The organism is Polynucleobacter sp. MWH-Adler-W8, from assembly GCF_001889925.1.
GTDB lineage: Bacteria > Pseudomonadota > Gammaproteobacteria > Burkholderiales > Burkholderiaceae > Polynucleobacter.
Window position 1 is genome coordinate 98,995 of sequence record NZ_LZFI01000001.1, and the last position, 22,665, is coordinate 121,659.

The following is a 22,665-nucleotide window of genomic DNA, read 5'->3' on the forward strand; positions in this document are numbered from 1 at the left end:
AAAAATATTTAGCGGTTTGCTAACCGGTGACATCAGTGCTGCTGATGTCACCGAGCTCTTTAGATGTATAACGTGGCAGCACCACAACGCTCTTTGGAATTAATATGCAAAACCAAAAAATTCGTATTCGCCTTAAAGCATTTGATTACCGTTTAATCGACCAGTCTGCAGCTGAAATCGTTGATACAGCTAAGCGTACTGGTGCAGTTGTTAAGGGTCCAGTACCTTTGCCAACCCGTATTGAGCGTTTTGATATCTTGCGTTCACCACACGTGAACAAGACATCCCGTGATCAGTTAGAGATCCGCACCCATCTCCGTTTGATGGATATCGTTGATCCTACAGAGAAAACTGTAGATGCTTTGATGAAATTAGACCTCCCAGCAGGTGTGGACGTCGAAATTAAGTTGCAATAATTTGTTGTTTCCGGTCTTTTTGCTTGTCAAGACTGGGTTTTCGGGATAGAATCTAAGGCTTCGCTCAATTATTTGGGTGAAAATCTTAGTTTTATCAGCACTAAAAACGTTGTAAGTTATTGATTTAGAAGTACTTTTACTTGTAAATCACTTAAATTAATTTTGCCGACCAATCGAAGTCGGCGTGGAGCATGAATATGAGCTTAGGCTTAATCGGCCGCAAGGTCGGCATGACCCGTCTATTTACGGACGAAGGGGATTCAATCCCTGTGACCGTAATTGACGTGAGCGACAACAGAATCGCTCAAATCAAGACCCAGGCAACTGATGGCTATGATGCTATCCAGTTAGCACATGGCACACGTAGAGCTACTCGCGTTACTAAGGCAATGGCTGGTCACTTCGCCAAAGCTGGTGTGATGGCAGGTAACGGCCTCAACGAATTCCAATTAGACGCAGCAAAAATCGCAGAAATGACGCCAGGACAAGTAATTCCTGCTGACACTGCATTTACTGCTGGTCAAAAAGTGGACGTTCAGGGCGTGTCTATCGGTAAGGGCTACGCAGGTACCATCAAGCGTTATCACTTCGCTTCTGGTCGTGCATCCCACGGTAACTCACGTTCACATAACGTACCAGGCTCAATCGGTATGGCGCAAGATCCAGGTCGTGTTTTCCCTGGTAAGCGTATGACCGGTCACTTGGGTGACGTTACACGTACAGTTCAAAATTTAGTCATCGCACGCATTGATTCAGAACGTAATCTGATCATGGTTAAAGGCGCTATTCCAGGTGCCCCAGGCGGTAAAGTTATTGTTACTCCAGCGGTTAAAACACCGTTGAAGAAGAAATAAGGAGAGCGAATATGGAACTTAAGCTTCTCCAAGACAACGGTACTTTAGGTGCAGGCGTACAAGCTTCACCAGAAGTATTCGAACGTGAATATAACGAAGCATTGGTACACCAAGTTGTAGTGGCTTACCAAGCTAATGCACGTAGCGGTAACCGTGCACAAAAAGACCGTGAGCAAGTTAAGCACACAACCAAGAAACCTTGGCGTCAAAAAGGTACTGGTCGTGCACGTGCTGGTATGAGCTCTTCCCCGCTGTGGCGTGGAGGTGGCCGTATATTCCCGAATTCTCCAGAAGAGAATTTCAGCCAAAAAGTAAACAAGAAAATGTACCGCGCTGGTATGAGATCTATTTTGTCTCAGTTAGCTCGCGAAGGTCGTTTGAATGTTGTTGATCAATTTTCTCTTGACGCTCCAAAGACTAAAGTTTTAGCTGACAAAGTTAAAGCAATGGGCTTGGATTCAGTCTTGATTATTGTTGATCAGGTTAGCGAGAATTTGTACTTGGCTTCACGTAACTTGCATAAAGTTGCTGTATGTGAGCCACAGCACGCTGATCCATTAGCTTTGGTCCAATACAAAAAAGTATTGGTTAGCAAAGCTGCGATCGCAAAAATTGAGGAGTTGCTGAAATGAGCCAAGTCCGTAAAAATGATCACAATCTAATGAGGGTTCTGCTTGGACCGGTTATCTCTGAAAAAGCCACTATGGTTGCAGAGAAAAACGAACAAGTAGTTTTCCAAGTAGCTCGCGACGCAAATAAGCTCGATGTAAAACAAGCAGTTGAATTGCTCTTCAAAGTGCAAGTTGACTCTGTTCAGATCGTGAATCAAAAGGGTAAGCCTAAGCGCTATGGCCGTTTTGAGGGTCGTCGTGACCACACTAAGAAGGCCTACGTAAGCTTGAAGCCAGGTCAAGAAATTAACTTTGAAGCGGAGGCGAATTAATCATGCCTTTGATGAAGACAAAACCGACCTCACCAGGTCGTCGTTCAATGGTCAAGGTGGTAAATCCTGACCTGCACAAGGGCAAACCTTTTGCAGCGTTGATAGAGCCACAATTCCAAAAAGCGGGTCGTAACAATAATGGTCACATCACTACCCGTCATAAAGGTGGTGGTCATAAGCATCACTATCGTGTGGTTGATTTCAAACGCAATGACAAAGACGGTATTCCAGCAAAAGTTGAACGCTTGGAATACGATCCAAACCGTAGTGCAAATATTGCATTGATCGTGTTTGCTGATGGTGAGCGCCGCTACATTCTGGCAGCTAAAGGAATGACTGTTGGTCAAGCCTTGATGAGTGGTTCAGAGGCTCCAATTAAGTCTGGCAATAACTTGCCAATCCGTAATATTCCTGTTGGTAGCACAATTCACTGTGTAGAAATCATGCCAGGTAAGGGTGCTCAAGTAGCGCGCTCAGCCGGTGGTTCAGCAGTGTTGCTAGCCCGTGAAGGCGTATACGCTCAAGTGCGTTTGCGCTCAGGCGAAGTGCGTCGTGTTCTGATTGAGTGCCGCGCCACTATTGGTGAAGTTGGTAACGAAGAGCACAGCTTGCGTGTTATCGGTAAAGCTGGTGCAAATCGCTGGCGTGGTATTCGCCCAACCGTTCGCGGTGTGGCAATGAACCCAGTAGATCACCCACATGGTGGTGGTGAAGGTAAAACTGGCGAAGGCCGTGTACCAGTATCTCCATGGGGCACTCCAACCAAAGGTTATCGTACACGTCGTAACAAGCGTACAACATCGATGATCGTTCAACGTCGTCAAAAGCGTTAAGCGATTAAGGAAAAATAGATATGACACGTTCAGCTAAAAAAGGCCCATTTTGCGAAGCCAGCTTGGTAAACAAGGTTGAAGTCGCACAAGCCAACAAAGACAAAAAGCCGATCAAAACTTGGTCACGCCGTTCAACAATCCTCCCAGACTTCATTGGTCTGACGATTGCTGTGCATAACGGTCGTCAACACGTTCCGGTTTATGTATCAGAAAACATGGTGGGTCATAAGTTAGGCGAATTTGCCTTGACCCGTACTTTCAAAGGTCACGCCGCTGACAAGAAAGTAACGAAGAAGTAAGGGGATGATGATGGAAGTTAAAGCTATTCACAAGAGCGCCCGCATTTCTGCGCAAAAGACACGTTTGGTCGCAGACCAAATTCGTGGTTTGCCAATTGCACGCGCATTAAACATTTTGAATTTCAGCCCCAAGAAAGCTGCCTTCATTGTGAAAAAAGTTGTTGAGTCTGCAGTGGCCAACGCTGAACACAATAAAGGTGCTGATATTGATGAGCTCAAGGTTTCAACAATTATTGTTGATAAAGGCACTTCCTTGAAGCGCTTCACAGCACGCGCTAAGGGTCGTGGTAATCAAATTGAAAAACAAACATGTCACATTACCGTGACCTTGAGTAACTAAGGAAAGATATGGGACAAAAGATAAACCCAACCGGATTCCGACTCGCGGTTACGAAGAATTGGACATCACGTTGGTATGCAAACAATACTGATTTCGCAAAGATGCTGAAAGAAGACGTAGATGTCCGCATCTATTTGAAGAAGAAGCTGAAGAATGCATCCGTAAGCAAAGTCGTGATCGAGCGTCCTGCTAAGAACGCACGCATCACAATCTATAGCTCACGTCCAGGCGTTGTAATCGGTAAAAAAGGTGAAGATATTGAAGTTCTCCGCCGCGAATTGCAAAAGCGTATGGGCGTTCCAGTTCACGTGAACATCGAAGAAATTCGTAAGCCAGAAGTTGATGCGCAATTAATTGCTGACTCAATTACTCAGCAGCTCGAAAAACGTATCATGTTCCGTCGTGCGATGAAGCGTGCAATGCAAAATGCAATGCGTCTTGGCGCACAAGGCATCAAGATCATGTCATCAGGTCGTTTAAATGGTGCTGAGATTGCTCGTCGCGAATGGTATCGCGAAGGTCGCGTTCCACTTCATACATTGAAGGCTGATATTGATTACGCTACATCAGAAGCTGAAACAACCTACGGCATCATTGGTGTAAAAGTTTGGGTATACAAAGGCGACACATTGGGTCGTGGTGCAGAAGCTCAAGTAGCTGCTCCATCCGCTGAACCAGCTGCCGAAGAAAAGAAAACTCGTCGTGCCCCAAGCAAGACAGCTGCTCGTAAACCAGCCGCTGGCACAGACAAGCCATTAGTTGCTGCTAAGCCAGCAGTAAAGCGTGTGCGTAAGGTTGAAACACCTGCCGCAGATACGCAGAAGTCAGGAGAGTAAGCATGCTACAACCAAAGCGTCGCAAGTATCGTAAGGAACAAAAAGGTCGTAACACTGGCGTGGCAACACGTGGTAGTTCCGTAGCCTTTGGTGACTTTGGATTGAAGGCCGTTGGCCGTGGTCGTTTGACTGCTCGTCAAATCGAGTCAGCACGTCGTGCAATGACTCGTCACATTAAACGTGGTGGCCGTATTTGGATTCGTATTTTCCCAGATAAGCCAATTTCACAAAAACCTGCTGAAGTACGTATGGGTAACGGTAAAGGTAATCCAGAGTACTACGTAGCTGAAATTCAACCAGGCAAAGTGCTCTACGAGATGGACGGTGTTGACGAGCAATTGGCGCGCGAAGCTTTCAAGCTTGCTGCTGCTAAGTTGCCTTTACAGACCACTTTCGTGATTCGCCACTTAGGTTGATCGGGATAGAGATTATGAAAAATACAGAATTAGCGTCAAAAGATCTGAATGCATTGAATGCAGAGTTAACCGAGTTGCTAAAGACCGGTTTCAAGCTCCGTATGCAAAAAGGCACTCAGCAACTCACAAATACCAGCCAATTGGGTAAAAATAAGCGCGACATCGCTCGTGTGAAGACTTTTATCGCCCAAAAGACTGCACAGAAATAAGGAAAAAGGGATATGACAGAATTATCTAAACCCTTGCGCCGCACCCTCGTGGGACGCGTTGTTAGCGACAAAATGCAAAAAACTGTGACGGTGTTGGTTGAGCGTCAAGTTAAGCATCCAGTGATTGGTAAATACGTTGGCCAATCTAAAAAGTACCACGCTCATGACGAAGCTGGCACATACAAGATGGGTGATACCGTTGAAATTGCTGAATCTAAGCCAATTTCACGCACTAAATCTTGGGTTGTGACCCGTTTGGTTGAGGCTTCAAAGGGTATTTAAAGAAATATTGGGGATTTTGGTGAAGATTCTTCCCAAATCCCTTTTTTACGTAGTAGAATAGAAGGCTTCTCTGGTTTTATTGGAGAAGCAGTGTTTTTCATTAATTCCGGGTTTTAACTCTCGTTAAAGCCCATAGACGGAACCAAGACTGTTTGCCTTTGGCCAATAAGTTGGGGATTAGAAATGATACAAACCGAAAGTAGATTACAGGTTGCCGATAACACAGGCGCCAGTGAAGTGTTGTGCATCAAGGTATTGGGCGGCTCTAAGCGTCGTTACGCCAGTATCGGTGATGTCATCAAAGTCAGCGTTAAGTCTGCTGCTCCACGTGGCCGTGTTAAAAAAGGTGACATTTATAACGCCGTAGTAGTGAGAACTGCTAAGGGTGTTCGCCGTCCAGATGGTTCATTGATTAAGTTTGATGGCAACGCTGCGGTATTGCTCAACGCTAAGTTAGAGCCAATTGGCACACGTATCTTTGGACCAGTGACGCGCGAGTTGCGTACTGAAAAGTTCATGAAGATCGTTTCTCTCGCCCCCGAAGTTATTTAAGAGGCTGATATGAAAAAGATTCGTAAAGGTGATTCCGTAGTTCTGTTGACTGGTCGCGATAAGGGCAAGCAAGGAACTGTTACAGCCGTTCTCGAGAACAAGTTAGTGATCGAAGGCGTAAACATTTATAAAAAGAGCGTTAAGCCAAATCCAGCGGCCGGTGTTACTGGCGGCATGATTGACAAGACGATGCCTGTTCACATTTCTAATGTGGCTGTGGTTGACGGTAACGGCAAGCCATCACGTGTTGGTATCAAACTCGTTGATGGTAAAAAGCAGCGTTTCCTCAAAACCACTGGCGCAACTTTAAGCGCATAAGGGGCACGGAGAAATTATGAGCACACGTTTTCAAGAACACTATCAAGCTAAAGTTGTTGCAGATTTGATCGCCAAATTTGGTTACAAATCTGTAATGGAAGTTCCACGTATCACCAAAGTTACCCTGAACATGGGCTTGGGTGATGCAGTGAACGATAAGAAAATTATCGAAAATGCAGTTGGCGATTTAACTAAAGTTGCGGGCCAAAAGCCAGTTGTAACTAAAGCCAAAAAAGCGATTGCAGGTTTCAAAATTCGTCAAGGCTACCCAATCGGTGCCATGGTGACATTGCGTGGTGCACGCATGTACGAATTCTTGGATCGTTTCGTTACTGTTGCATTGCCACGAGTACGTGACTTCCGCGGTATCTCTGGTAAAGCATTTGACGGCCGTGGTAACTACAACATCGGCGTTAAAGAACAAATCATTTTCCCTGAAATCGAATACGACAAGATTGATGCCCTCCGCGGTCTCAATATCAGTATTACGACGACTGCTAAAACCGACGAAGAAGCAAAAGCTTTGTTGGCAGCATTCAAATTCCCTTTCCGCAATTAAGAGGCTAACGTGGCAAAACTATCCCTAATTGAGCGCGAGAATAAGCGCGCAAAAACTGTAGAGAAGTACGCTGTAAAGCGTGCCGAACTCAAAGCGATCATTGCTGATCAGTCACGCAGCGATGAAGAGCGCTATGAAGCTCGCTTGAAGCTACAGGCACTTCCACGTAACGCAAGCCCGATTCGTCAAAGAAATCGTTGTTCATTAACCGGTCGACCACGTGGCACATTCCGTAAATTCGGTTTGGCTCGTAGCAAGATTCGTGAAATCGCCTTCCGTGGCGAAATCCCCGGTTTAACCAAGGCCAGCTGGTAAGCGGCGAAAGAATTAGGAGAACTCATGAGTATCAGCGATCCAATCGCCGACATGTTGACAAGGATCCGCAATGCGCAAGCAGTGCAGAAACCCGTAGTCTTGATGCCGTCGTCAAAAGTAAAAGTAGCCATCGCAAAAGTTTTGCAAGATGAAGGCTATATCGAAAGTTTTGAAATCAAAGGTGAAGCAGCTAAGCCAGTGCTCCACATCGATCTCAAATATTATGCAGGCCGTCCTGTTATTGAGCGTATTGACCGTGTATCAACACCAAGTCTACGTATCTATAAAGGCCGTCATGACATTCCAGAGGTAATGAATGGCTTGGGCATTGCAATTATTTCAACCCCTCAAGGCGTAATGACAGACCGTAAAGCACGTGCAACAGGCGTGGGCGGCGAAGTTATTTGCTACGTAGCTTAAGGAGCGAAATATGTCCCGCGTAGGTAAATCACCAATTACAGTTCCCAAGGGCGCTGAAATCAGCATCAACGGTGCAAACGTTACTGTTAAAGGCCCATTGGGTACTTTGACACACAACTTGCATCCTTCTGTTGGTTTGAAACAAGAAGATGGCGTATTGACAGTTGTTTTAAATAACGACTCACCAGAAGCTGGTGCACAGTCAGGTACAGCCCGTGCTTTGGTTAACAACATGGTTGTTGGCGTAACTGCTGGCTTTGAGCGCAAGCTCAGCTTGGTAGGCGTTGGTTATCGTGCTGCTGCTCAAGGCGAAACATTGAAATTGCAGTTAGGTTTCTCACACGACATTATTTACAACCTGCCAAAGGGTGTGAAGGCTGAGACTCCAACTCAAACTGAAATCATTATCAAAGGTTCCAACAAGCAGCAAGTTGGCCAGGTCGCAGCTGAAGTTCGCGCATACCGTTCACCAGAGCCATACAAAGGCAAAGGCGTTCGCTACGTGGATGAGGTTGTGCATCTGAAAGAAACTAAGAAGAAGTAAGCGAGATTAAAAAATGAATAAAGACGAATCCAGACAAAGACGCGCTAGGCAGACTCGTATTCGCATTGCCGAAGCTTTGGCAAATCGCTTAACAGTTATCCGTAGCAATACTCATATTTCTGCCCAGGTTTATAGCCCATGCGGAACCAAAGTTGTAGCAGCTGCTTCAACAATGGAAAAAGATTTGCGCCAAGCAATCAAAAACGGCGGCAACGCTGAAGCGGCAAAACAAATCGGCAAGTTAGTTGCTGAGCGTGCTGTTAAGGCAGGCATTGTTGATGTTGCATTTGATCGCTCCGGTCATCGTTACCACGGCCGTATTAAGGCCTTAGCTGAAGCTGCGCGTGAAGCCGGCCTGAAGTTCTAATAGGGTTTAGGAAAAAACATGGCAAAAATGCAAACTAAGATGCAAAACGAAGAGCGTGATGATGGTCTTCGCGAGAAGATGATTGCTGTTAATCGTGTAACTAAAGTGGTTAAGGGTGGTCGTATTCTCGGCTTCGCTGCACTCACTGTAGTTGGCGATGGCGATGGCCGCATCGGCATGGGTAAAGGCAAATCAAAAGAAGTTCCAGTTGCAGTTCAAAAAGCAATGGACGAAGCTCGTCGCAAGATGATCAAGGTAACTTTGCGTAAAGGTACTTTGCAGCACACTGTTACTGGCCAACATGGCGCATCACGCGTTTTGATTTCTCCAGCTAAAGACGGTACTGGAATTATCGCTGGTGGCCCAATGCGCGCAATTTTCGACGTAATGGGCGTAACAAACGTGGTTGCTAAGTCACTTGGCTCTACAAACCCATACAACTTGGTTCGTGCAACCATTGATGGTTTGAGCAAAATGAGTACTCCTGCTGAGATTGCTGCTAAGCGCGGTAAGTCAGTTGAAGAGATTCTCGGCTAAGACCAAAAATTAGGAATCTACAAATGACAACAACTAACTCCAAAGTCAAACTGCAATTAGTACGCAGCTTGATCGGTACACGCGAAAGCCACCGTGCAACTGTACGAGGCTTAGGCCTTCGTCGCATCAATTCAGTTTCTGAATTGGAAGACACTCCAGCTGTTCGCGGCATGATTAATAAAGTTTCTTATCTAGTTAAAGTCGTTGGCTAATAACTAGCAAGTAAATAGGCGAAGAATATGCAACTCAACACAATTAAACCTGCAGAAGGCTCCAAGAAAAACCGTCGTCGCGTTGGACGCGGCATTGGTTCTGGTCTTGGTAAAACTGCTGGCCGTGGTCACAAAGGTCAAAAATCCCGTTCTGGTGGTTTCCACAAGGTTGGATTTGAAGGCGGTCAGATGCCTATGTATCGTCGTTTGCCTAAACGCGGTTTCGTGTCTTTGACACGTCGTCACGTTGGTCAAATTACATTGAACGATTTAGCAAAAATCAATTTGCCAGAAGTGGACTTATTGGTATTGAAGGCACACGGCTTTGCTGGTGAGCAAATCAATGCAGTTAAGGTTATCAAGACTGGCGAACTCAAGATTGCTGTAACCCTCAAGGGTATTACAGCAACTGCCGGCGCAAAAGCAGCTATCGAAGCAGCCGGCGGCAAATTGGTTGAATTAGTTTAATAGGTCTTTTAGTAGATATGGCATTAGCACCTACCAATAACGCAAGCACTGCAGCAACAGGTGGTAAGTTTGGCGAATTACGCCAACGCTTAGTCTTTCTGGTGTTGGCTTTGCTCGTGTTCCGTTTGGGTGCTCATATTCCAGTCCCTGGAATCGATCCAGATCAATTGGCACAGTTGTTTTCTGGTCAAAAAGACGGCATCTTGGGAATGTTCAACTTGTTCTCTGGTGGCGCCTTATCTCGCTTCACGGTATTTGCTTTGGGAATCATGCCGTACATTTCTGCATCGATCATCATGCAGTTAATGACGATTGTTGTGCCTTCTCTAGAGTCTTTGAAAAAAGAAGGCCAAGCAGGTCAACGGAAGATTACTCAGTACACGCGCTACGGCACTGTATTCTTGGCTACATTCCAAGCATTAGGTATTTCCGTTGCTTTGCAGGCTCAACCAGGTTTAGTGATTAACCCAGGTTTGATGTTTGAATTGAATACAGTAGTTACTTTGGTAACAGGCACAATGTTCTTAATGTGGTTGGGTGAGCAAATTACTGAGCGTGGCTTGGGTAATGGTATCTCCATCATCATTTTTGGCGGTATTGTTTCTGGTTTACCAAATGCATTGGCAAGCTTGTTAGAGTTGGTACGTACTGGCTCAATGAATATTATTTCTGCTCTCTTGATCGTTGTGATCGTAGTAGCGGTAACTTATTTTGTGGTGTTTGTAGAGCGTGGTCAGCGCCGGATCTTGGTGAACTACGCCAAGCGTCAAGTTGGTAATAAGATTTACGGCGGCCAATCTTCTTACTTCCCATTGAAGTTAAACATGGCAGGTGTTATTCCTCCGATTTTTGCTTCATCGATTATTTTGTTCCCCGCAACGATTGCTGGCTGGTTTACATCAGGTGAGCCAACCAATATGTTCAGCAGAATTATTAAAGACTTAGCAGCGACTTTAGCTCCCGGTCAACCTGTGTACACCATTTTGTACGCAGCAGCGATTATTTTCTTCTGTTTCTTCTATACCGCATTGGTATTTAACAGCCGTGAAACTGCTGAGAACTTGAAGAAAAGTGGCGCATTTGTTCCTGGTATTCGTCCGGGCGACCAAACAGCGCGTTATATCGATAAGATCTTGGTGCGCTTAACTTTGGCCGGTGCAATTTATATGGTTTTGGTTTGCTTGTTGCCAGAATTCTTAGTATTGAAGTACAACGTGCCGTTCTATTTCGGCGGTACTTCATTGTTGATTATTGTTGTTGTTGCAATGGATTTCATGGCTCAAGTCCAGTCATTCGTGATGCAGCAGCAGTACGGCTCTTTGATGAAGAAAGCCAACTTTAAGATGGGCGCTTAACTGAATGTCTAAAGACGATGTAATTCAGATGGCGGGAGAAGTTGTAGAGAATTTGCCGAACGCGATGTTTCGCGTAAAGCTGGAAAACGGACATGTGGTTCTAGGGCACATTTCCGGAAAGATGCGGATGCATTACATCCGTATTTTGCCGGGAGACAAGGTGACGGTGGAGATGACTCCTTACGACCTAACGCGCGCCAGAATCATTTTCCGTGCGAAGTAAAGATTAAGAAGTACCAATTTTTTTAGAGGTGAGTTATGAAAGTTTTAGCATCCGTTAAGTGTATTTGCAGAAATTGCAAGATCATTAAGCGCAAACGCGTTGTTCGCGTGATCTGTTCTTCAGACGCACGTCATAAGCAGCGTCAAGGCTGATCTGGTTAATTAAGAGGAAATCTCATGGCACGTATCGCTGGGGTAAACATCCCAAATCATCAACATACTGTTATCGGTTTAACAGCTATTTTTGGCATTGGCACAACTCGTGCTAACAAAATTTGTCAAACCACAGGTGTTGCAATCAATAAAAAAGTTAAAGACCTTACTGACGCTGACTTGGAAAAGTTGCGTGATGAAGTAGGTAAGTTCATCACTGAAGGTGACCTTCGTCGTGAAGTAACTATGAGCATCAAGCGTTTGATGGACTTAGGTTGCTACCGTGGCGTACGTCATCGTAAGGGCTTGCCTGTACGTGGTCAACGTACTAAGACAAACGCTCGTACCCGTAAGGGCCCGCGTAAGTCTGGCGTGCAACTGAAGAAATAATCAAGAAAGTTTATTGACATGGCAAAACAACAATCCGCTTCCGCCGCTTCACAGCGCGCTCGTAAGAAGGTTAAAAAGAACGTTGCTGACGGTATTGCACACGTTCACGCTTCTTTTAATAACACCATTATTACGATCACTGATCGTCAAGGAAATGCGCTTTCATGGGCAACTTCTGGCGGCCAGGGTTTCAAGGGCTCACGTAAATCAACACCTTTTGCTGCTCAGGTAGCTGCAGAAGTTGCTGGTAAAGCAGCTGTTGAATGCGGCATCAAGAACTTGGAAGTTCAGATCAAAGGCCCAGGCCCAGGTCGTGAATCAGCAGTTCGTGCATTGAACTCATTAGGTATCAAGATCACTGAGATTCAAGACGTAACTCCAGTTCCACATAATGGTTGCCGTCCTCCTAAGCGTCGTCGTATTTAAGCTTGGAAGTTGGCAGTACAACAGTTTCAGTAGTTTTTTATTAAAGCCCACTGTTCGCCTGTTTTAAAAGGCGAACTCACCGTCGGTCGTAAGACTGCGGCAAAGAAAGGAAAGCATCGTGGCACGTTACTTAGGGCCTAAGGCCAAATTAGCACGTCGGGAAGGTACCGATTTATTTTTAAAGAGCGCACGTCGCGCCCTGTCAGACAAGTGCAAGTTAGATACTAAGCCTGGTCAACATGGCCGTACATCTGGCTCAAGAACATCTGATTACGGCAATCAATTGCGTGAAAAGCAAAAGGTTAAGCGTATGTACGGAATTTTGGAGCGTCAGTTCCGCCGTTACTTCGCCGAGGCTGAGCGTCGCAAGGGCAATACTGGCTCTACTTTGCTTCAGTTGTTGGAATCACGCCTGGATAACGTTGTTTATCGTATGGGCTTTGGTTCTACCCGTGCTGAAGCACGTCAGTTGGTTTCTCACTGTGCGATTTTGCTCAATGGTAGCCCTGTCAATATTCCATCAATTCAGGTTAAGCCTGGTGATGTAGTTGCGATTCGTGAAAAAGCGAAGAAGCAAGCGCGTATTACAGAATCACTCAATTTGGTTGGACAAATGGCAGCTGTTACTTGGGTTTCAGTTGACGCAGCTAAGCTCGAGGGAACATTTAAGCAAGTGCCTGACCGTGAAGATATTAGTGGTGAAATTAATGAAAGTTTGATCGTCGAATTGTATTCACGCTAATTAGGCACTCTCAAGGAAAAAATATGCAAACAAATTTGCTCAAGCCAAAGATTATTTCTGTTGAAGCGCTTACCGCCAACCAAGCTAAGGTTGTTATGGAGCCGTTCGAGCGTGGCTATGGCCACACACTCGGAAATGCATTACGTCGCGTACTCTTGTCCTCGATGGTTGGTTATGCGCCAACTGAAGTAGCTATTGCCGGTGTTGTTCATGAGTACTCCACATTGGATGGAGTTCAAGAGGACGTAGTAAACCTCTTGTTGAACCTCAAAGGTATCGTATTTAAATTGCAGTCACGTGATGAAGTTACTATCAATTTGCGTAAAGAAGGCCCAGGCGTTGTTACAGCAAAAGATATCGACTTGCCACATGATGTAGAAATCATGAACCCTGATCATGTGATCGCTCACTTGTCAGCTGGTGGTAAGTTGGACATGCAGATCAAGGTTGAAAAAGGCCGTGGTTATGTACCTGGTAACGTTCGTCAGTACAGCGACGAAGCTACTAAGATCATTGGTCGTATTGTGTTGGATGCCTCATTCAGCCCTGTAAGTCGTGTTAGCTATGCTGTTGAGTCTGCTCGTGTTGAGCAACGTACCGACCTCGATCGTTTAGTAATGACGATTGAAACTAACGGTGTGTTGTCTCCTGAAGAAGCAATTCGTCAAGCAGCTAGCATCTTGGTTGATCAATTGGTTGTATTCGCGGCTCTTGAGAGCAGCGAAGTTTCTGGTGATTTAGCACCAAGCCGCTCAACAATGGTTGATCCAATGTTGATGCGTCCGGTTGATGATCTCGAGCTCACAGTTCGCTCTGCAAACTGCTTGAAGGCTGAGAACATTTACTACATCGGTGACTTGATTCAACGTACTGAGAATGAATTGTTGAAGACGCCTAATCTGGGTCGCAAATCTTTGAATGAAATCAAAGATGTATTGGCTGCTCGTGGCTTAAGTCTTGGCATGAAACTCGAAAGCTGGCCTCCAGCGAACCTCGAGAAATAATTAGAAAGGAAGCATCATGCGTCACGGAAACGGCTTACGCAAACTAAACAGAACATCATCACATCGCCTAGCGATGCTGCGCAACATGTCCAATTCACTTTTGGAGCACGAAGTCATTAAAACGACTTTGCCAAAAGCAAAAGAATTGCGCATGGTTGTTGAGCCATTGATTACCTTAGGTAAAAAAGACAACTTAGCAAACCGTCGCTTAGCATTCAATCGCACACGTGATCGCGATATCGTAGCTAAACTCTTCACAGAGCTCGGCCCACGTTACGCAACACGTCCAGGTGGCTACCTTCGTATTTTGAAGTTTGGCTTCCGTCATGGCGACAATGCACCAATGGCTTTGGTTGAGTTGGTAGATCGCCCAGAAGTTGAAGAAACAGCAGTAACTGAAGAGGCTTAAGTCTCGGTGTTACGGTAAAAAGCCAGGCTTCGGTCTGGCTTTTTTCATTTATCAGGTTATAAATACACAATGTCTGAAAACTCTCCAGCCAATTCCAGTAAGCTTTTGGTAGTGCTTACGAGTCTTCCCAATCTGGAGGCTGCCACAGCCTTGGCAAGAGCCTTGGTGGAGAGAAAATTCGCCGCTTGTGTGCAGCTTACAAACGGCATTCAATCGATTTATCGCTGGGAGGGTAAAGTTTGCGAGGAGCATGAAGTATTGCTTTCTGCAAAAACGACTGAATCAAAGTGGTCTGAAATTTCAGCCTTTATTCAAAGCGCGCATCCTTATGACTTACCAGAAATATTGGCCTTTTTTCCAGAGCAATATGAAAAGCAATACGGCAAGTGGGTACAGTCTGAGGTAAATTCGAAGTCATGAGAATGCATTCCTTTGTAGCAAAGATCTTTGCCCTATTTTTATTCCTGTCCGCGCAAGTTTTTGCTGCGCCGGATTTCTTGCCCCCAGAGAAAGCGTTCCGAGTGGAGGCTACTTGGTTGGAAAATTCCAATCAAGTGGAGCTGGAATTTTTGCCTACTAAAGGCTATTACATCTATCAAGAATCTTTAAAGTTTCAAGCGGGCACGCAGGCCGAGAAGCTAATCAATATAAGGCCTTCATTGCCAACGGGTGTGGTGAAGTTTGATGAGACTTTTCAGAAAAAACTGCAAGTTTATAAAGAATCCTTCCTAGTACTTTTAGATATAAAGCCTGCCGATGGCAAGCCGATCCATGCAGCTGTAACACTGCAAGGTTGCGCGGAAGCAGGCATTTGCTATCCACCTATGACCCTGAAATTTTTACTCGCAGGTCCCGGGGTTAAAGTAGCCCCTATTCCAGATGCTTTAGATGGCATGCCTTTATCTAGCCCCCAGGCTAGTGGCGAATTCAGCTTGGCTGATTTATGGCGTGAGCGTGATGACGTCAATGCTATTGCTCGCTTTTTAGAAAGCACTTCAACTGCTTATTTATTGCTAGCTTTCTTTGTATTGGGGCTTGCGCTCGCTTTTACACCCTGCGTCCTTCCCATGTTGCCTATTTTGTCGAGCGTTATCTTTGGCACTCAAGACGGTAAGGCTGTAACCAAGGGGCGTGCCAGCATCTTAGCGCTGGCCTATGTTTTTGGTATGGCATTGGTATACGCCTTGGCAGGAGTGCTTATGGCAGCCCTTGGTGGGAGCGTACAGCGGGCTTTGCAGAGTCCCTTCGCATTAGCTGCTTTTGCCCTATTACTTTTAGCCCTTTCAGGCAGTTTATTTGGCTTATATGACCTTCGGTTGCCGCAATCATGGCATCACCATGTAGATCGGTTGGCAGGGCGTCAAAAGGGCGGCAATGTGTTTGGCGCTTTTGCTTTGGGGGGTATTTCTACTTTAGTGGCCAGCCCCTGTATTACTGCGCCCCTAGCGGGCGTTTTGGCCTTTATTGCGCAAACCGGCTCTATGAGCCTAGGCGCAGGACTCCTTTTTGTAATGGCCCTAGGAATGGGTTTGCCACTATTTTTTATTGCGATTGAGGCCCGTATTCTGATTCCATCCACGGGTATTTGGATGGTTTATTTGCAGCGTACCTTGGGAGTTCTTCTGGTCGCCACGGCAGTATGGATTGCCTCGCCATTGATCCAGAAAAATGATCTTGCGGGAACCACAAAAACAGTCAATGGCCAGAGTATTCATCAAGTAGGTGATTTATCTTTTGTGGTGATTCATTCGCCTGCGGAGTTGGATGCGCAATTAAGCAAAGCCAAAGAGGAGAAGAAAGCGGTCCTCCTAGATTTTTATGCGGACTGGTGTATTAGCTGTAAGGAGATGGAAGTAAGTACCTTTACAAATCCAGAGGTAAGTAAAGAGCTAAAACAGTTTGTCTTATTGCAAGCGGACGTTACTGCAAACAGCCCGGAGAACCAGGTATTACTGAAGCGCTTCGGTTTATTTGGTCCCCCAGGAATTCTGATCTTTAATCAAAATTCAGAAGAGCTAAAAGACCAACGTGTGATTGGCTACATGCCACCCCAGCGTTTTATTGAACGATTAAAACAAGCAGCAAGCACTCAATAAAAAATCAAATTTGTTTTTTATTTGCCTGCTGCGTTTCTTTTAAGTAGGCGCGCTGCTTCGAGTGCAAAGTAAGTCAAAATACCATCAGCACCTGCGCGTTTAAATGCGAGCAGCGATTCCATCATCACAGCATCGTGATCTAGCCAGCCATTTTGTGCGGCAGCCTTGAGCATGGCATATTCACCGCTTACTTGATAGGCATAGGTGGGGTAGTCAAACTCTTCACGGACGCGACGCACGATATCCAAATAAGGCATACCGGGCTTCACCATGACCATATCTGCTCCTTCGCTGATATCAAGAGCAACCTCCCGCAAAGCCTCGTCGCTATTGGCGCAATCCATTTGATATGTTTTTTTATCGGCCTTACCTAGGTTTTTTGCAGAACCAACTGCATCTCTAAAGGGGCCATAAAAGGCAGAGGCATATTTAGCTGAGTAAGCCATGATTCGGGTGTGAATTAAATTCTTTTGCTCGAGCGCTTCACGAATTTTTCCGATGCGCCCATCCATCATGTCTGATGGTGCAACAATATCAACACCAGCTTCTGCTTGTGTGAGCGCTTGCTGAACTAAGATCGCGGTTGTTTCATCATTCAGAATACGACCTTGCTCATCGAGCACGCCATCTTGACCATGGCTTGTATATGGATCAAGTGCTACATCAGTCATGATGCCTAAATTGGGGAAACGTTTTTTGAGTTCGCGAACAGCCGTAGGAATAAGCCCTTTTGGATTAAAGGCCTCCTTGCCATCGGGCGTTTTTAACGCCGCATCAATGACAGGAAAAAGCGCAAGTACCGGAATGCCTAAATCTACACATTCTTGAGCGACCGACATGAGTAAGTCTAATGAAAGGCGGTTAACACCAGGCATAGAGGCAACTGCTTCGGATTTGCCTTGACCTTCAAGTAGAAAGACGGGGTAGATTAAATCATTGGCCGAAACATTGTTCTCTTGCATGAGGCGACGTGACCAATCATCACGACGCATGCGGCGAGGACGATGTCCAGGAAAATTAAGCAATGAGTTAGCTGGTGATTTCATCTTCATGAGTTTCTGCTTCAAATAGCCATTTAATAATTAAATTATCTGCCTCTTCTAGGCCAATCCGTTTGGTGCTTGAAAATAATTGTGCCGTAAGTTGCTTGGAGTCACCTGTTCCATCCGGTAGGGCTGGGTCATACTGCTGCAGTCGCTTAGTGACCGCCTCAAGAGCATGCTTACACTCGCTTTTATTCAATTTGTCGCACTTACTCAGCAAAACATGAATTGGTTTGCCGGTAGGTACAAACCATTGAATCATTTGCTCATCCAGGTCGGTTATTCCGCGTCTAGAGTCCACAATCAGGATCATGCCTACTAACTGCTCCCGCTCTTGTAGATAGTCACTTAGAAGGGCATTCCAGTGGTATTTGGTCTCGTGATTGACTGCTGCATAACCATAGCCTGGTAAGTCAACCAAATAAGCCAGCAGGTCATCTTTTGCAAAAACACCGAAATAGTTGATATGTTGGGTGCGTCCAGGCGTTTTACTGGCAAAAGCTAGCCTTTTTTGGTTGCAAAGGATGTTAAGGGCGCTAGATTTGCCCGCATTTGAGCGGCCGGCGAAGGCCACCTCTCGCAGCGGGGTGGCAGGCAGACAATGGGTGTCATTGACTGTAGTGGCGAATCGGGCTTGAAAGAGTTTAGACATGTCCAGAAGCTATTGTAAAATCACGCAAAATCATGAAATATCTCATGGTGTTGGGTAAAAGGTTGTAAATGCAGGGCCCAAACACTTTTAGGAATTTTTGCCAAGGTAAACATAATGCGTCAAACCTCTCAAATCTCCAAATTAACTAGCTTACGGGCTGGTTTTGCGGTTCTCTCCATTTTCGCTCTGATCGGCGTATCTGGTGCAGCTTTTGCTGCCGATGCTGCTCCTATGGCAGCCGCTCCAGAAGCTAAAGCAGAAGTTCCAGGTAAGCCTAAGGTTGATCCGGCCGCGGGTGAAGCACTGTATTCAAATGGCGATGCAACTCGTGGCGTAACCGCCTGTATCACTTGCCATGGCCCTAAAGGTCAAAGTGCGATTGGTACATGGCCAAAGCTTTCCGCACAGCATGCTGCGTACCTCACAAAGCAGTTGAAAAACTTTAAAGAAGGCACTCGCGCAAATCCAATCATGATGGGTATGGCAGCTACTTTGACTCAAGAAGATATGCAAAATATCTCCGCTTTTTTATCTAAGCAGCCAATCTCCCAGGGTGTTGCTCAAGATAAAGAAACAATCGCATTAGGCCAAAGTATTTATCGTGGCGGTATTGCAGCAAAAGGCGTTCCAGCTTGTGCTGCCTGCCACAGCCCAACAGGCGCTGGTATTCCTGCTCAGTACCCGCTCCTAGGTGGTCAATGGGCTGAATACAGTAATGCCCAGTTGCTAGCGTTCCGTGAAGGCGTGCGCACCAACAGTAGTCAAATGACAACGATTGCTTCAAAGCTTTCGGATAAAGAAATGAAAGCGGTGGCCGATTACATCGCAGGTTTGCATTAATAAGCTAAAGCATTAAAACAAAAAACCCCGCTACTTCAGCGGGGTTTTTTATTGTCTAAAACTTTTGCGGATTATTAATTTGGCAAAACTGTTTCCGATGAAAACAAGTCAGTAGTTTTTTCACGGGCACGAATCACGTAAGCATTTTTTCCGTCAACCATAATCTCTGCGGGTTTAGGGCGTGTGTTGTAGTTGGACGCCATTACAAAACCATAAGCGCCAGCAGACAGAATAGCCAGAAGGTCACCCTCTTCTACTGCAAGATGGCGATCTCTTCCCAGCCAGTCGCCAGATTCGCAAACAGGACCAACGATGTCATAGGTCAATGCTTTTGCTACCTTCTTTTGTACGGGCACTATTCCATGATGTGCTTCATATAGGGCGGGGCGCATCAGTTCGGTCATAGCGGCATCAACAATGCAGAAGTTCTTTTCAGCGCCAGGCTTTAAATACTCCACGGTGGTTAGTAACACGCCAGCATTGCCCACCAATGATCTGCCTGGCTCAAGCACAACGTCTAGGTGACCAAAACCACGCTCAGCCACTCGATTCAACAGGGTGTTCGTAAAGTCAGTAATGTCTGGCGGAGTTTCATCGCTATAAGAAATGCCAAGACCACCACCGAGATCAAGATGGTGAATGACAATGCCTTCCTTCTTTAACTGCGCGACAAGATCTAAGACTTTATCCAGCGCGTCTAAATAGGGGGCGGTAGTAGTGATCTGTGAACCAATATGACAATCAATACCCACAACATCAATTTGAGAGAGTTGCGATGCTTCGCGATAGGTTTTTAAAACCTCGTGATAGGCGATACCAAATTTATTGCCCTTAAGTCCAGTAGAAATATAGGGATGGGTTTGTGCATCTACATCAGGATTAACACGCAAAGAAATTGGGGCGCGGCAATTGAGTTCAGTGGCTACGCGATTAATTTTGTGTAGTTCAGCAATCGATTCTACGTTGATGCATTTGACGCCAGCCTTGAGGGCAGTGGCGATCTCGGCGGCAGATTTACCTACGCCGGCAAATACCAAGCTCTTTGGATCTGCGCCAATTGCTAATGCACGAGCTAACTCACCGCCACTCACTAAGTCGAATCCGGCGCCCAGTTTTTTAAAGCAATCAATCACCGCTAAATTGCTATTGGCTTTCATGGCGTAGTGCACGCGAGCACGACGTTTACCACTGCCATCAACACAGGCCTTATCGTAGGCCTGGTAGGCTTCAGTCAATGCTTTTTTGCTATAGATATACAGCGGCGTACCAAATGCTTGTGCTAAATCTGCGAGCGGAATTTCTTCGGCGTACCAATTGCCATCGCGTTCAGTAAACCCAGATAACTTAGGAAGGGGAATTGCTTTGCTTGTCATTACTTGGCCGATGAAGAGTTGCTTGGGCTAGCAGAGGTTTGAGGTGGGTATAGCTTGCCTTTGGGTTCTGGCTCTGAAGGAGCAGGCGGAACTGGCGGCACATTTGGCATATATAGAGGTCCCCTTACCCCACACCCAAAAAGGGATATTAGAAGGCTAAAGCAGAGGGTTCTATTAAGAATCGCTATCATGAATGTCTCTAAAACGAATGATTGAATATAGCATGCAGGACTCCGGTATGAATCCAAATAATCCAGGCGTAGAAACCATTGATGACAAGCAGTTTTATCAGCTAGGAAGCAATTTATTGCAATCTATAGAGGTGGCATTGGAGGCTGCTGATGATGCGTTGGATCTCGACTTGGATATCGAGCGCCAGGGTGGGAATGTGATCAATATTCGTTTTAAGGATAAAAGTGTCATTGTGATCAATACCCAACCACCTTTGCATGAGATTTGGGTTGCTGCCAAATCTGGCGGTTATCACTATCGCTGGGCTGGCACGATGGCACAACCCTTGTGGCTGGATACCAAGACAGGGAAAGAGTTATTGAGCGACTTGACTGAGTTTGCGAGCGCTCAAGCTGGTCAAGCACTCAAAATTGGCTTGATTTAAGCTGCGCCAGTAGCACTTAGAGTTTCAATCACTTGCGCATCCGCTACGCTTTTAATCTGGGCTTTACCAATTTTTTCTAAAACGACGTAACGGATTTGCCCGCCCTCAGTTTTTTTATCAACTTGCATGAGCTCCATATAGCGCCCCGCACCAAACTTTGGCGGTGTAATGGGTAAATTCATAGATTGGATGATTTTGGTGAGGCGCTGAACATCAGCGTCGCTAATGTAATTGAGTCGACGCGATAGATCTGCTCCCATCACCATGCCGCATCCAACAGCTTCACCATGTAACCATTCTCCGTAGCCCATACCCGCTTCAATTGCGTGACCAAAGGTATGACCAAAATTGAGAGTTGCACGGATACCGCCCTCTCTTTCATCGGCAGAAACCACTGCCGATTTAATTTCACAGGAACGTAAAACGGCATGCCCCATTGCTTCTGTGTCGCAGGCAAGCAGTGGGGCTGCATTGGATTCAATCCATTCTAAGAATTGGGCATCGGCAATAGCACCATGCTTTACAACTTCAGCAAGACCAGCAGACAGCTCTCTCGGAGGTAGAGTCTTTAAAGTATTTAGATCGGCAATCACAGCGGCCGGCTGATGAAAGGCGCCAATCATATTTTTACCTAGCGGATGATTGATACCAGTCTTGCCCCCAACGGAAGAGTCCACCTGAGCAAGCAAGGTAGTGGGAACTTGGATAAAGCGAATGCCGCGCATAAAGCTAGCGGCAGCAAATCCAGTCATATCGCCTATTACGCCACCACCCAAAGCAACCAACATGGTATGGCGATCAGCGCCAAATTTTAAAAGGTCATCAAAAATCAACTGCAGATTTTTCCAGTCTTTATATGACTCGCCATCAGGTAGAACAATTGTTCTAACAGGCTTCCCAAAAGTGCTGAGCGTTTCAGTCAGGCGCTCGGCATAGAGAGGAGCAACCGTAGTGTTACTTACGATGTAAATAGAAGTTGCTTTTTCGCAGGCCTTAAATAAGCTTGCTTGATCAATCAGATCTTTGCCAATATAAATTGGGTAACTGCGATTGCCAAGATCAACTTCAAGTGTTTTCATCATAGTGCCAATGTATTTAAGCGGAAAGTTCAAGCTGCATGATTAAGGTGTTGACTAGTTGATTAACGCTGGGCTTGCCAGTCTCAATCACATGGTCAGCGATTTGACGATACAAAGGATCGCGAACGGCATACAGGTTTTCTAAAATCTTTTTGGCATCCCCATTTTTTAATAAGGGGCGACCCTCGCCACCTTTGGTGCGATGCCAAAGTTCAATTGGGTTTGCGTGAAGATAAATCACGGTGCCACCTTCACTTAATGCCTGCCGATTTTCTGGTGAGAGAACAGCGCCACCGCCGGTTGCCAAAATAATATCTTGCTCGGCAGTAATTTCACGGATGGCTTGCGTCTCTCTTTTGCGAAATCCTTCCTCACCTTCCATTTCAAAGATGACCGGGATTTTTACGCCACAGCGCTCTTCAATGACATGGTCGGCATCTAGAAAGCGACGACCTAATTTTTTTGCCAAGACTTTACCGACGGTCGACTTCCCAGCGCCCATGAGGCCGATTAGAAAGATATTGTTTGTCGAGGAGTTCACCCTC

The 22,665-nt window shown here is 45.9% G+C and carries 39 protein-coding genes; 33 read left to right on the plus strand and 6 right to left on the minus strand.

Annotation, left to right across the window (positions count from 1 at the left end):
- Window positions 1-104: 104 nt before the first annotated feature.
- From rpsJ to dsbD, 31 genes are all read left to right on the plus strand, one after another.
- Window positions 105-416 carry a 30S ribosomal protein S10 gene (gene rpsJ / locus AOC28_RS00495; protein WP_011901899.1) on the plus strand — a complete coding sequence of 104 codons (312 nt, stop codon included), beginning with the start codon at window positions 105-107 and terminating at the stop codon, window positions 414-416.
- A 197-nt stretch (window positions 417-613) separates the two neighbouring features.
- Window positions 614-1,270, plus strand: coding sequence for a 50S ribosomal protein L3 (rplC, locus tag AOC28_RS00500; RefSeq protein WP_072582122.1), 657 nt, complete (start codon window positions 614-616; stop codon window positions 1,268-1,270).
- Between the two features lie 11 nt (window positions 1,271-1,281).
- Window positions 1,282-1,902 carry a 50S ribosomal protein L4 gene (gene rplD, locus AOC28_RS00505; protein ID WP_011901901.1) on the plus strand — a complete coding sequence of 207 codons (621 nt, stop codon included), beginning with the start codon at window positions 1,282-1,284 and terminating at the stop codon, window positions 1,900-1,902.
- Window positions 1,899-2,213 carry a 50S ribosomal protein L23 gene (gene rplW / locus AOC28_RS00510; RefSeq protein WP_072582065.1) on the plus strand — a complete coding sequence of 105 codons (315 nt, stop codon included), beginning with the start codon at window positions 1,899-1,901 and terminating at the stop codon, window positions 2,211-2,213. Before rplD ends, rplW begins: the two co-directional genes overlap by 4 nt.
- Before the next feature lie 2 nt (window positions 2,214-2,215).
- The gene (gene rplB / locus AOC28_RS00515; RefSeq protein WP_072582066.1) at window positions 2,216-3,046 is read left to right on the plus strand and encodes a 50S ribosomal protein L2; all 831 of its coding nucleotides are present in this window, start codon (window positions 2,216-2,218) and stop codon (window positions 3,044-3,046) included.
- 20 nt (window positions 3,047-3,066) lie between these two features.
- A complete protein-coding gene (gene rpsS, locus AOC28_RS00520; protein ID WP_046329379.1) occupies window positions 3,067-3,345 on the plus strand; it encodes a 30S ribosomal protein S19 in 279 nt (92 codons plus the stop codon).
- A 7-nt stretch (window positions 3,346-3,352) separates the two neighbouring features.
- Entirely contained in the window at window positions 3,353-3,685 is a 333-nt protein-coding gene (gene rplV / locus AOC28_RS00525) for a 50S ribosomal protein L22 (RefSeq protein WP_202816811.1), read from the plus strand.
- An 8-nt stretch (window positions 3,686-3,693) separates the two neighbouring features.
- On the plus strand, window positions 3,694-4,521 hold the full coding sequence (gene rpsC / locus AOC28_RS00530; RefSeq protein ID WP_072582068.1) for a 30S ribosomal protein S3: 828 nt from the start codon (window positions 3,694-3,696) through the stop codon (window positions 4,519-4,521).
- Between the two features lie 2 nt (window positions 4,522-4,523).
- Window positions 4,524-4,937, plus strand: coding sequence for a 50S ribosomal protein L16 (rplP, locus tag AOC28_RS00535; protein WP_011901907.1), 414 nt, complete (start codon window positions 4,524-4,526; stop codon window positions 4,935-4,937).
- A 14-nt stretch (window positions 4,938-4,951) separates the two neighbouring features.
- Window positions 4,952-5,146 (plus strand): 50S ribosomal protein L29, encoded by a 195-nt coding sequence (gene rpmC, locus AOC28_RS00540; RefSeq protein ID WP_068320118.1) that lies wholly within the window; start codon window positions 4,952-4,954, stop codon window positions 5,144-5,146.
- Between the two features lie 12 nt (window positions 5,147-5,158).
- Window positions 5,159-5,428 (plus strand): 30S ribosomal protein S17, encoded by a 270-nt coding sequence (gene rpsQ / locus AOC28_RS00545; RefSeq protein WP_011901909.1) that lies wholly within the window; start codon window positions 5,159-5,161, stop codon window positions 5,426-5,428.
- Window positions 5,429-5,611: 183 nt separating this feature from the next.
- Window positions 5,612-5,980, plus strand: coding sequence for a 50S ribosomal protein L14 (gene rplN, locus AOC28_RS00550; RefSeq protein ID WP_072582069.1), 369 nt, complete (start codon window positions 5,612-5,614; stop codon window positions 5,978-5,980).
- Between the two features lie 9 nt (window positions 5,981-5,989).
- Complete coding sequence (gene rplX, locus AOC28_RS00555) at window positions 5,990-6,298, plus strand: 50S ribosomal protein L24 (protein ID WP_011901911.1); 309 nt, start codon at window positions 5,990-5,992, stop codon at window positions 6,296-6,298.
- A gap of 16 nt (window positions 6,299-6,314) precedes the next feature.
- Window positions 6,315-6,857 (plus strand): 50S ribosomal protein L5, encoded by a 543-nt coding sequence (gene rplE / locus AOC28_RS00560; RefSeq protein WP_046329383.1) that lies wholly within the window; start codon window positions 6,315-6,317, stop codon window positions 6,855-6,857.
- A 9-nt stretch (window positions 6,858-6,866) separates the two neighbouring features.
- Window positions 6,867-7,172 carry a 30S ribosomal protein S14 gene (gene rpsN, locus AOC28_RS00565; RefSeq protein ID WP_011901913.1) on the plus strand — a complete coding sequence of 102 codons (306 nt, stop codon included), beginning with the start codon at window positions 6,867-6,869 and terminating at the stop codon, window positions 7,170-7,172.
- A gap of 24 nt (window positions 7,173-7,196) precedes the next feature.
- Complete coding sequence (rpsH, locus tag AOC28_RS00570; protein WP_011901914.1) at window positions 7,197-7,592, plus strand: 30S ribosomal protein S8; 396 nt, start codon at window positions 7,197-7,199, stop codon at window positions 7,590-7,592.
- Between the two features lie 10 nt (window positions 7,593-7,602).
- Complete coding sequence (gene rplF, locus AOC28_RS00575; protein ID WP_071464447.1) at window positions 7,603-8,136, plus strand: 50S ribosomal protein L6; 534 nt, start codon at window positions 7,603-7,605, stop codon at window positions 8,134-8,136.
- 13 nt (window positions 8,137-8,149) lie between these two features.
- Window positions 8,150-8,503, plus strand: coding sequence for a 50S ribosomal protein L18 (gene rplR, locus AOC28_RS00580; RefSeq protein WP_046329386.1), 354 nt, complete (start codon window positions 8,150-8,152; stop codon window positions 8,501-8,503).
- An 18-nt stretch (window positions 8,504-8,521) separates the two neighbouring features.
- Entirely contained in the window at window positions 8,522-9,040 is a 519-nt protein-coding gene (gene rpsE / locus AOC28_RS00585) for a 30S ribosomal protein S5 (protein ID WP_011901917.1), read from the plus strand.
- A gap of 23 nt (window positions 9,041-9,063) precedes the next feature.
- Window positions 9,064-9,252 (plus strand): 50S ribosomal protein L30, encoded by a 189-nt coding sequence (rpmD, locus tag AOC28_RS00590; RefSeq protein ID WP_046329387.1) that lies wholly within the window; start codon window positions 9,064-9,066, stop codon window positions 9,250-9,252.
- Window positions 9,253-9,279: 27 nt separating this feature from the next.
- Window positions 9,280-9,720, plus strand: coding sequence for a 50S ribosomal protein L15 (gene rplO, locus AOC28_RS00595; RefSeq protein ID WP_071464448.1), 441 nt, complete (start codon window positions 9,280-9,282; stop codon window positions 9,718-9,720).
- Window positions 9,721-9,737: 17 nt separating this feature from the next.
- The gene (gene secY, locus AOC28_RS00600) at window positions 9,738-11,075 is read left to right on the plus strand and encodes a preprotein translocase subunit SecY (RefSeq protein ID WP_072582070.1); all 1,338 of its coding nucleotides are present in this window, start codon (window positions 9,738-9,740) and stop codon (window positions 11,073-11,075) included.
- A 4-nt stretch (window positions 11,076-11,079) separates the two neighbouring features.
- On the plus strand, window positions 11,080-11,298 hold the full coding sequence (infA, locus tag AOC28_RS00605; RefSeq protein WP_068320132.1) for a translation initiation factor IF-1: 219 nt from the start codon (window positions 11,080-11,082) through the stop codon (window positions 11,296-11,298).
- 35 nt (window positions 11,299-11,333) lie between these two features.
- Entirely contained in the window at window positions 11,334-11,450 is a 117-nt protein-coding gene (gene rpmJ / locus AOC28_RS00610) for a 50S ribosomal protein L36 (protein WP_012357167.1), read from the plus strand.
- A gap of 24 nt (window positions 11,451-11,474) precedes the next feature.
- The gene (gene rpsM, locus AOC28_RS00615; protein WP_071464450.1) at window positions 11,475-11,840 is read left to right on the plus strand and encodes a 30S ribosomal protein S13; all 366 of its coding nucleotides are present in this window, start codon (window positions 11,475-11,477) and stop codon (window positions 11,838-11,840) included.
- 18 nt (window positions 11,841-11,858) lie between these two features.
- Window positions 11,859-12,266, plus strand: coding sequence for a 30S ribosomal protein S11 (rpsK, locus tag AOC28_RS00620; RefSeq protein WP_011901923.1), 408 nt, complete (start codon window positions 11,859-11,861; stop codon window positions 12,264-12,266).
- 118 nt (window positions 12,267-12,384) lie between these two features.
- Window positions 12,385-13,008: a 30S ribosomal protein S4 gene (gene rpsD / locus AOC28_RS00625; RefSeq protein ID WP_072582071.1), complete on the plus strand. Its 624-nt coding sequence runs from the start codon at window positions 12,385-12,387 to the stop codon at window positions 13,006-13,008.
- Between the two features lie 23 nt (window positions 13,009-13,031).
- A complete protein-coding gene (rpoA, locus tag AOC28_RS00630; RefSeq protein WP_072582072.1) occupies window positions 13,032-14,012 on the plus strand; it encodes a DNA-directed RNA polymerase subunit alpha in 981 nt (326 codons plus the stop codon).
- Window positions 14,013-14,028: 16 nt separating this feature from the next.
- Complete coding sequence (gene rplQ / locus AOC28_RS00635) at window positions 14,029-14,421, plus strand: 50S ribosomal protein L17 (protein WP_072582073.1); 393 nt, start codon at window positions 14,029-14,031, stop codon at window positions 14,419-14,421.
- 69 nt (window positions 14,422-14,490) lie between these two features.
- Window positions 14,491-14,841 (plus strand): divalent-cation tolerance protein CutA, encoded by a 351-nt coding sequence (cutA, locus tag AOC28_RS00640; protein ID WP_072582074.1) that lies wholly within the window; start codon window positions 14,491-14,493, stop codon window positions 14,839-14,841.
- On the plus strand, window positions 14,838-16,517 hold the full coding sequence (gene dsbD, locus AOC28_RS00645) for a protein-disulfide reductase DsbD (RefSeq protein WP_072582075.1): 1,680 nt from the start codon (window positions 14,838-14,840) through the stop codon (window positions 16,515-16,517). Before cutA ends, dsbD begins: the two co-directional genes overlap by 4 nt.
- Before the next feature lie 17 nt (window positions 16,518-16,534).
- Here the strand turns inward: dsbD and hemB are convergent, their stop codons facing one another.
- Together hemB and yihA are read right to left on the minus strand one after the other, a co-directional pair.
- On the minus strand, window positions 16,535-17,569 hold the full coding sequence (gene hemB, locus AOC28_RS00650; protein ID WP_072582076.1) for a porphobilinogen synthase: 1,035 nt from the start codon (window positions 17,567-17,569) through the stop codon (window positions 16,535-16,537).
- Complete coding sequence (yihA, locus tag AOC28_RS00655) at window positions 17,547-18,212, minus strand: ribosome biogenesis GTP-binding protein YihA/YsxC (RefSeq protein ID WP_072582077.1); 666 nt, start codon at window positions 18,210-18,212, stop codon at window positions 17,547-17,549. The genes hemB and yihA overlap by 23 nt, the downstream gene beginning before the upstream one ends.
- A 114-nt stretch (window positions 18,213-18,326) precedes the next feature.
- Here yihA and AOC28_RS00660 point away from each other — a divergent pair, with 114 nt between their 5' ends.
- Window positions 18,327-19,052 (plus strand): c-type cytochrome, encoded by a 726-nt coding sequence (locus AOC28_RS00660; RefSeq protein WP_083564188.1) that lies wholly within the window; start codon window positions 18,327-18,329, stop codon window positions 19,050-19,052.
- Window positions 19,053-19,126: 74 nt separating this feature from the next.
- Here AOC28_RS00660 and lysA read toward each other — a convergent pair whose 3' ends face one another.
- Together lysA and AOC28_RS11630 are read right to left on the minus strand one after the other, a co-directional pair.
- The gene (gene lysA / locus AOC28_RS00665) at window positions 19,127-20,425 is read right to left on the minus strand and encodes a diaminopimelate decarboxylase (protein WP_072582078.1); all 1,299 of its coding nucleotides are present in this window, start codon (window positions 20,423-20,425) and stop codon (window positions 19,127-19,129) included.
- Window positions 20,425-20,616 carry a lipoprotein gene (locus AOC28_RS11630; protein ID WP_072582079.1) on the minus strand — a complete coding sequence of 64 codons (192 nt, stop codon included), beginning with the start codon at window positions 20,614-20,616 and terminating at the stop codon, window positions 20,425-20,427. The genes lysA and AOC28_RS11630 overlap by 1 nt, the downstream gene beginning before the upstream one ends.
- Window positions 20,617-20,663: 47 nt before the next feature.
- Here AOC28_RS11630 and cyaY point away from each other — a divergent pair, with 47 nt between their 5' ends.
- Window positions 20,664-21,041 (plus strand): iron donor protein CyaY, encoded by a 378-nt coding sequence (gene cyaY, locus AOC28_RS00675; RefSeq protein WP_083564192.1) that lies wholly within the window; start codon window positions 20,664-20,666, stop codon window positions 21,039-21,041.
- Here the strand turns inward: cyaY and aroB are convergent.
- Window positions 21,038-22,120 carry a 3-dehydroquinate synthase gene (gene aroB, locus AOC28_RS00680; RefSeq protein ID WP_237767701.1) on the minus strand — a complete coding sequence of 361 codons (1,083 nt, stop codon included), beginning with the start codon at window positions 22,118-22,120 and terminating at the stop codon, window positions 21,038-21,040. The two genes, cyaY and aroB, sit on opposite strands and share 4 nt — an antisense overlap.
- 16 nt (window positions 22,121-22,136) lie before the next feature.
- Complete coding sequence (locus AOC28_RS00685; RefSeq protein ID WP_072582081.1) at window positions 22,137-22,661, minus strand: shikimate kinase; 525 nt, start codon at window positions 22,659-22,661, stop codon at window positions 22,137-22,139.
- Window positions 22,662-22,665: the final 4 nt, after the last annotated feature.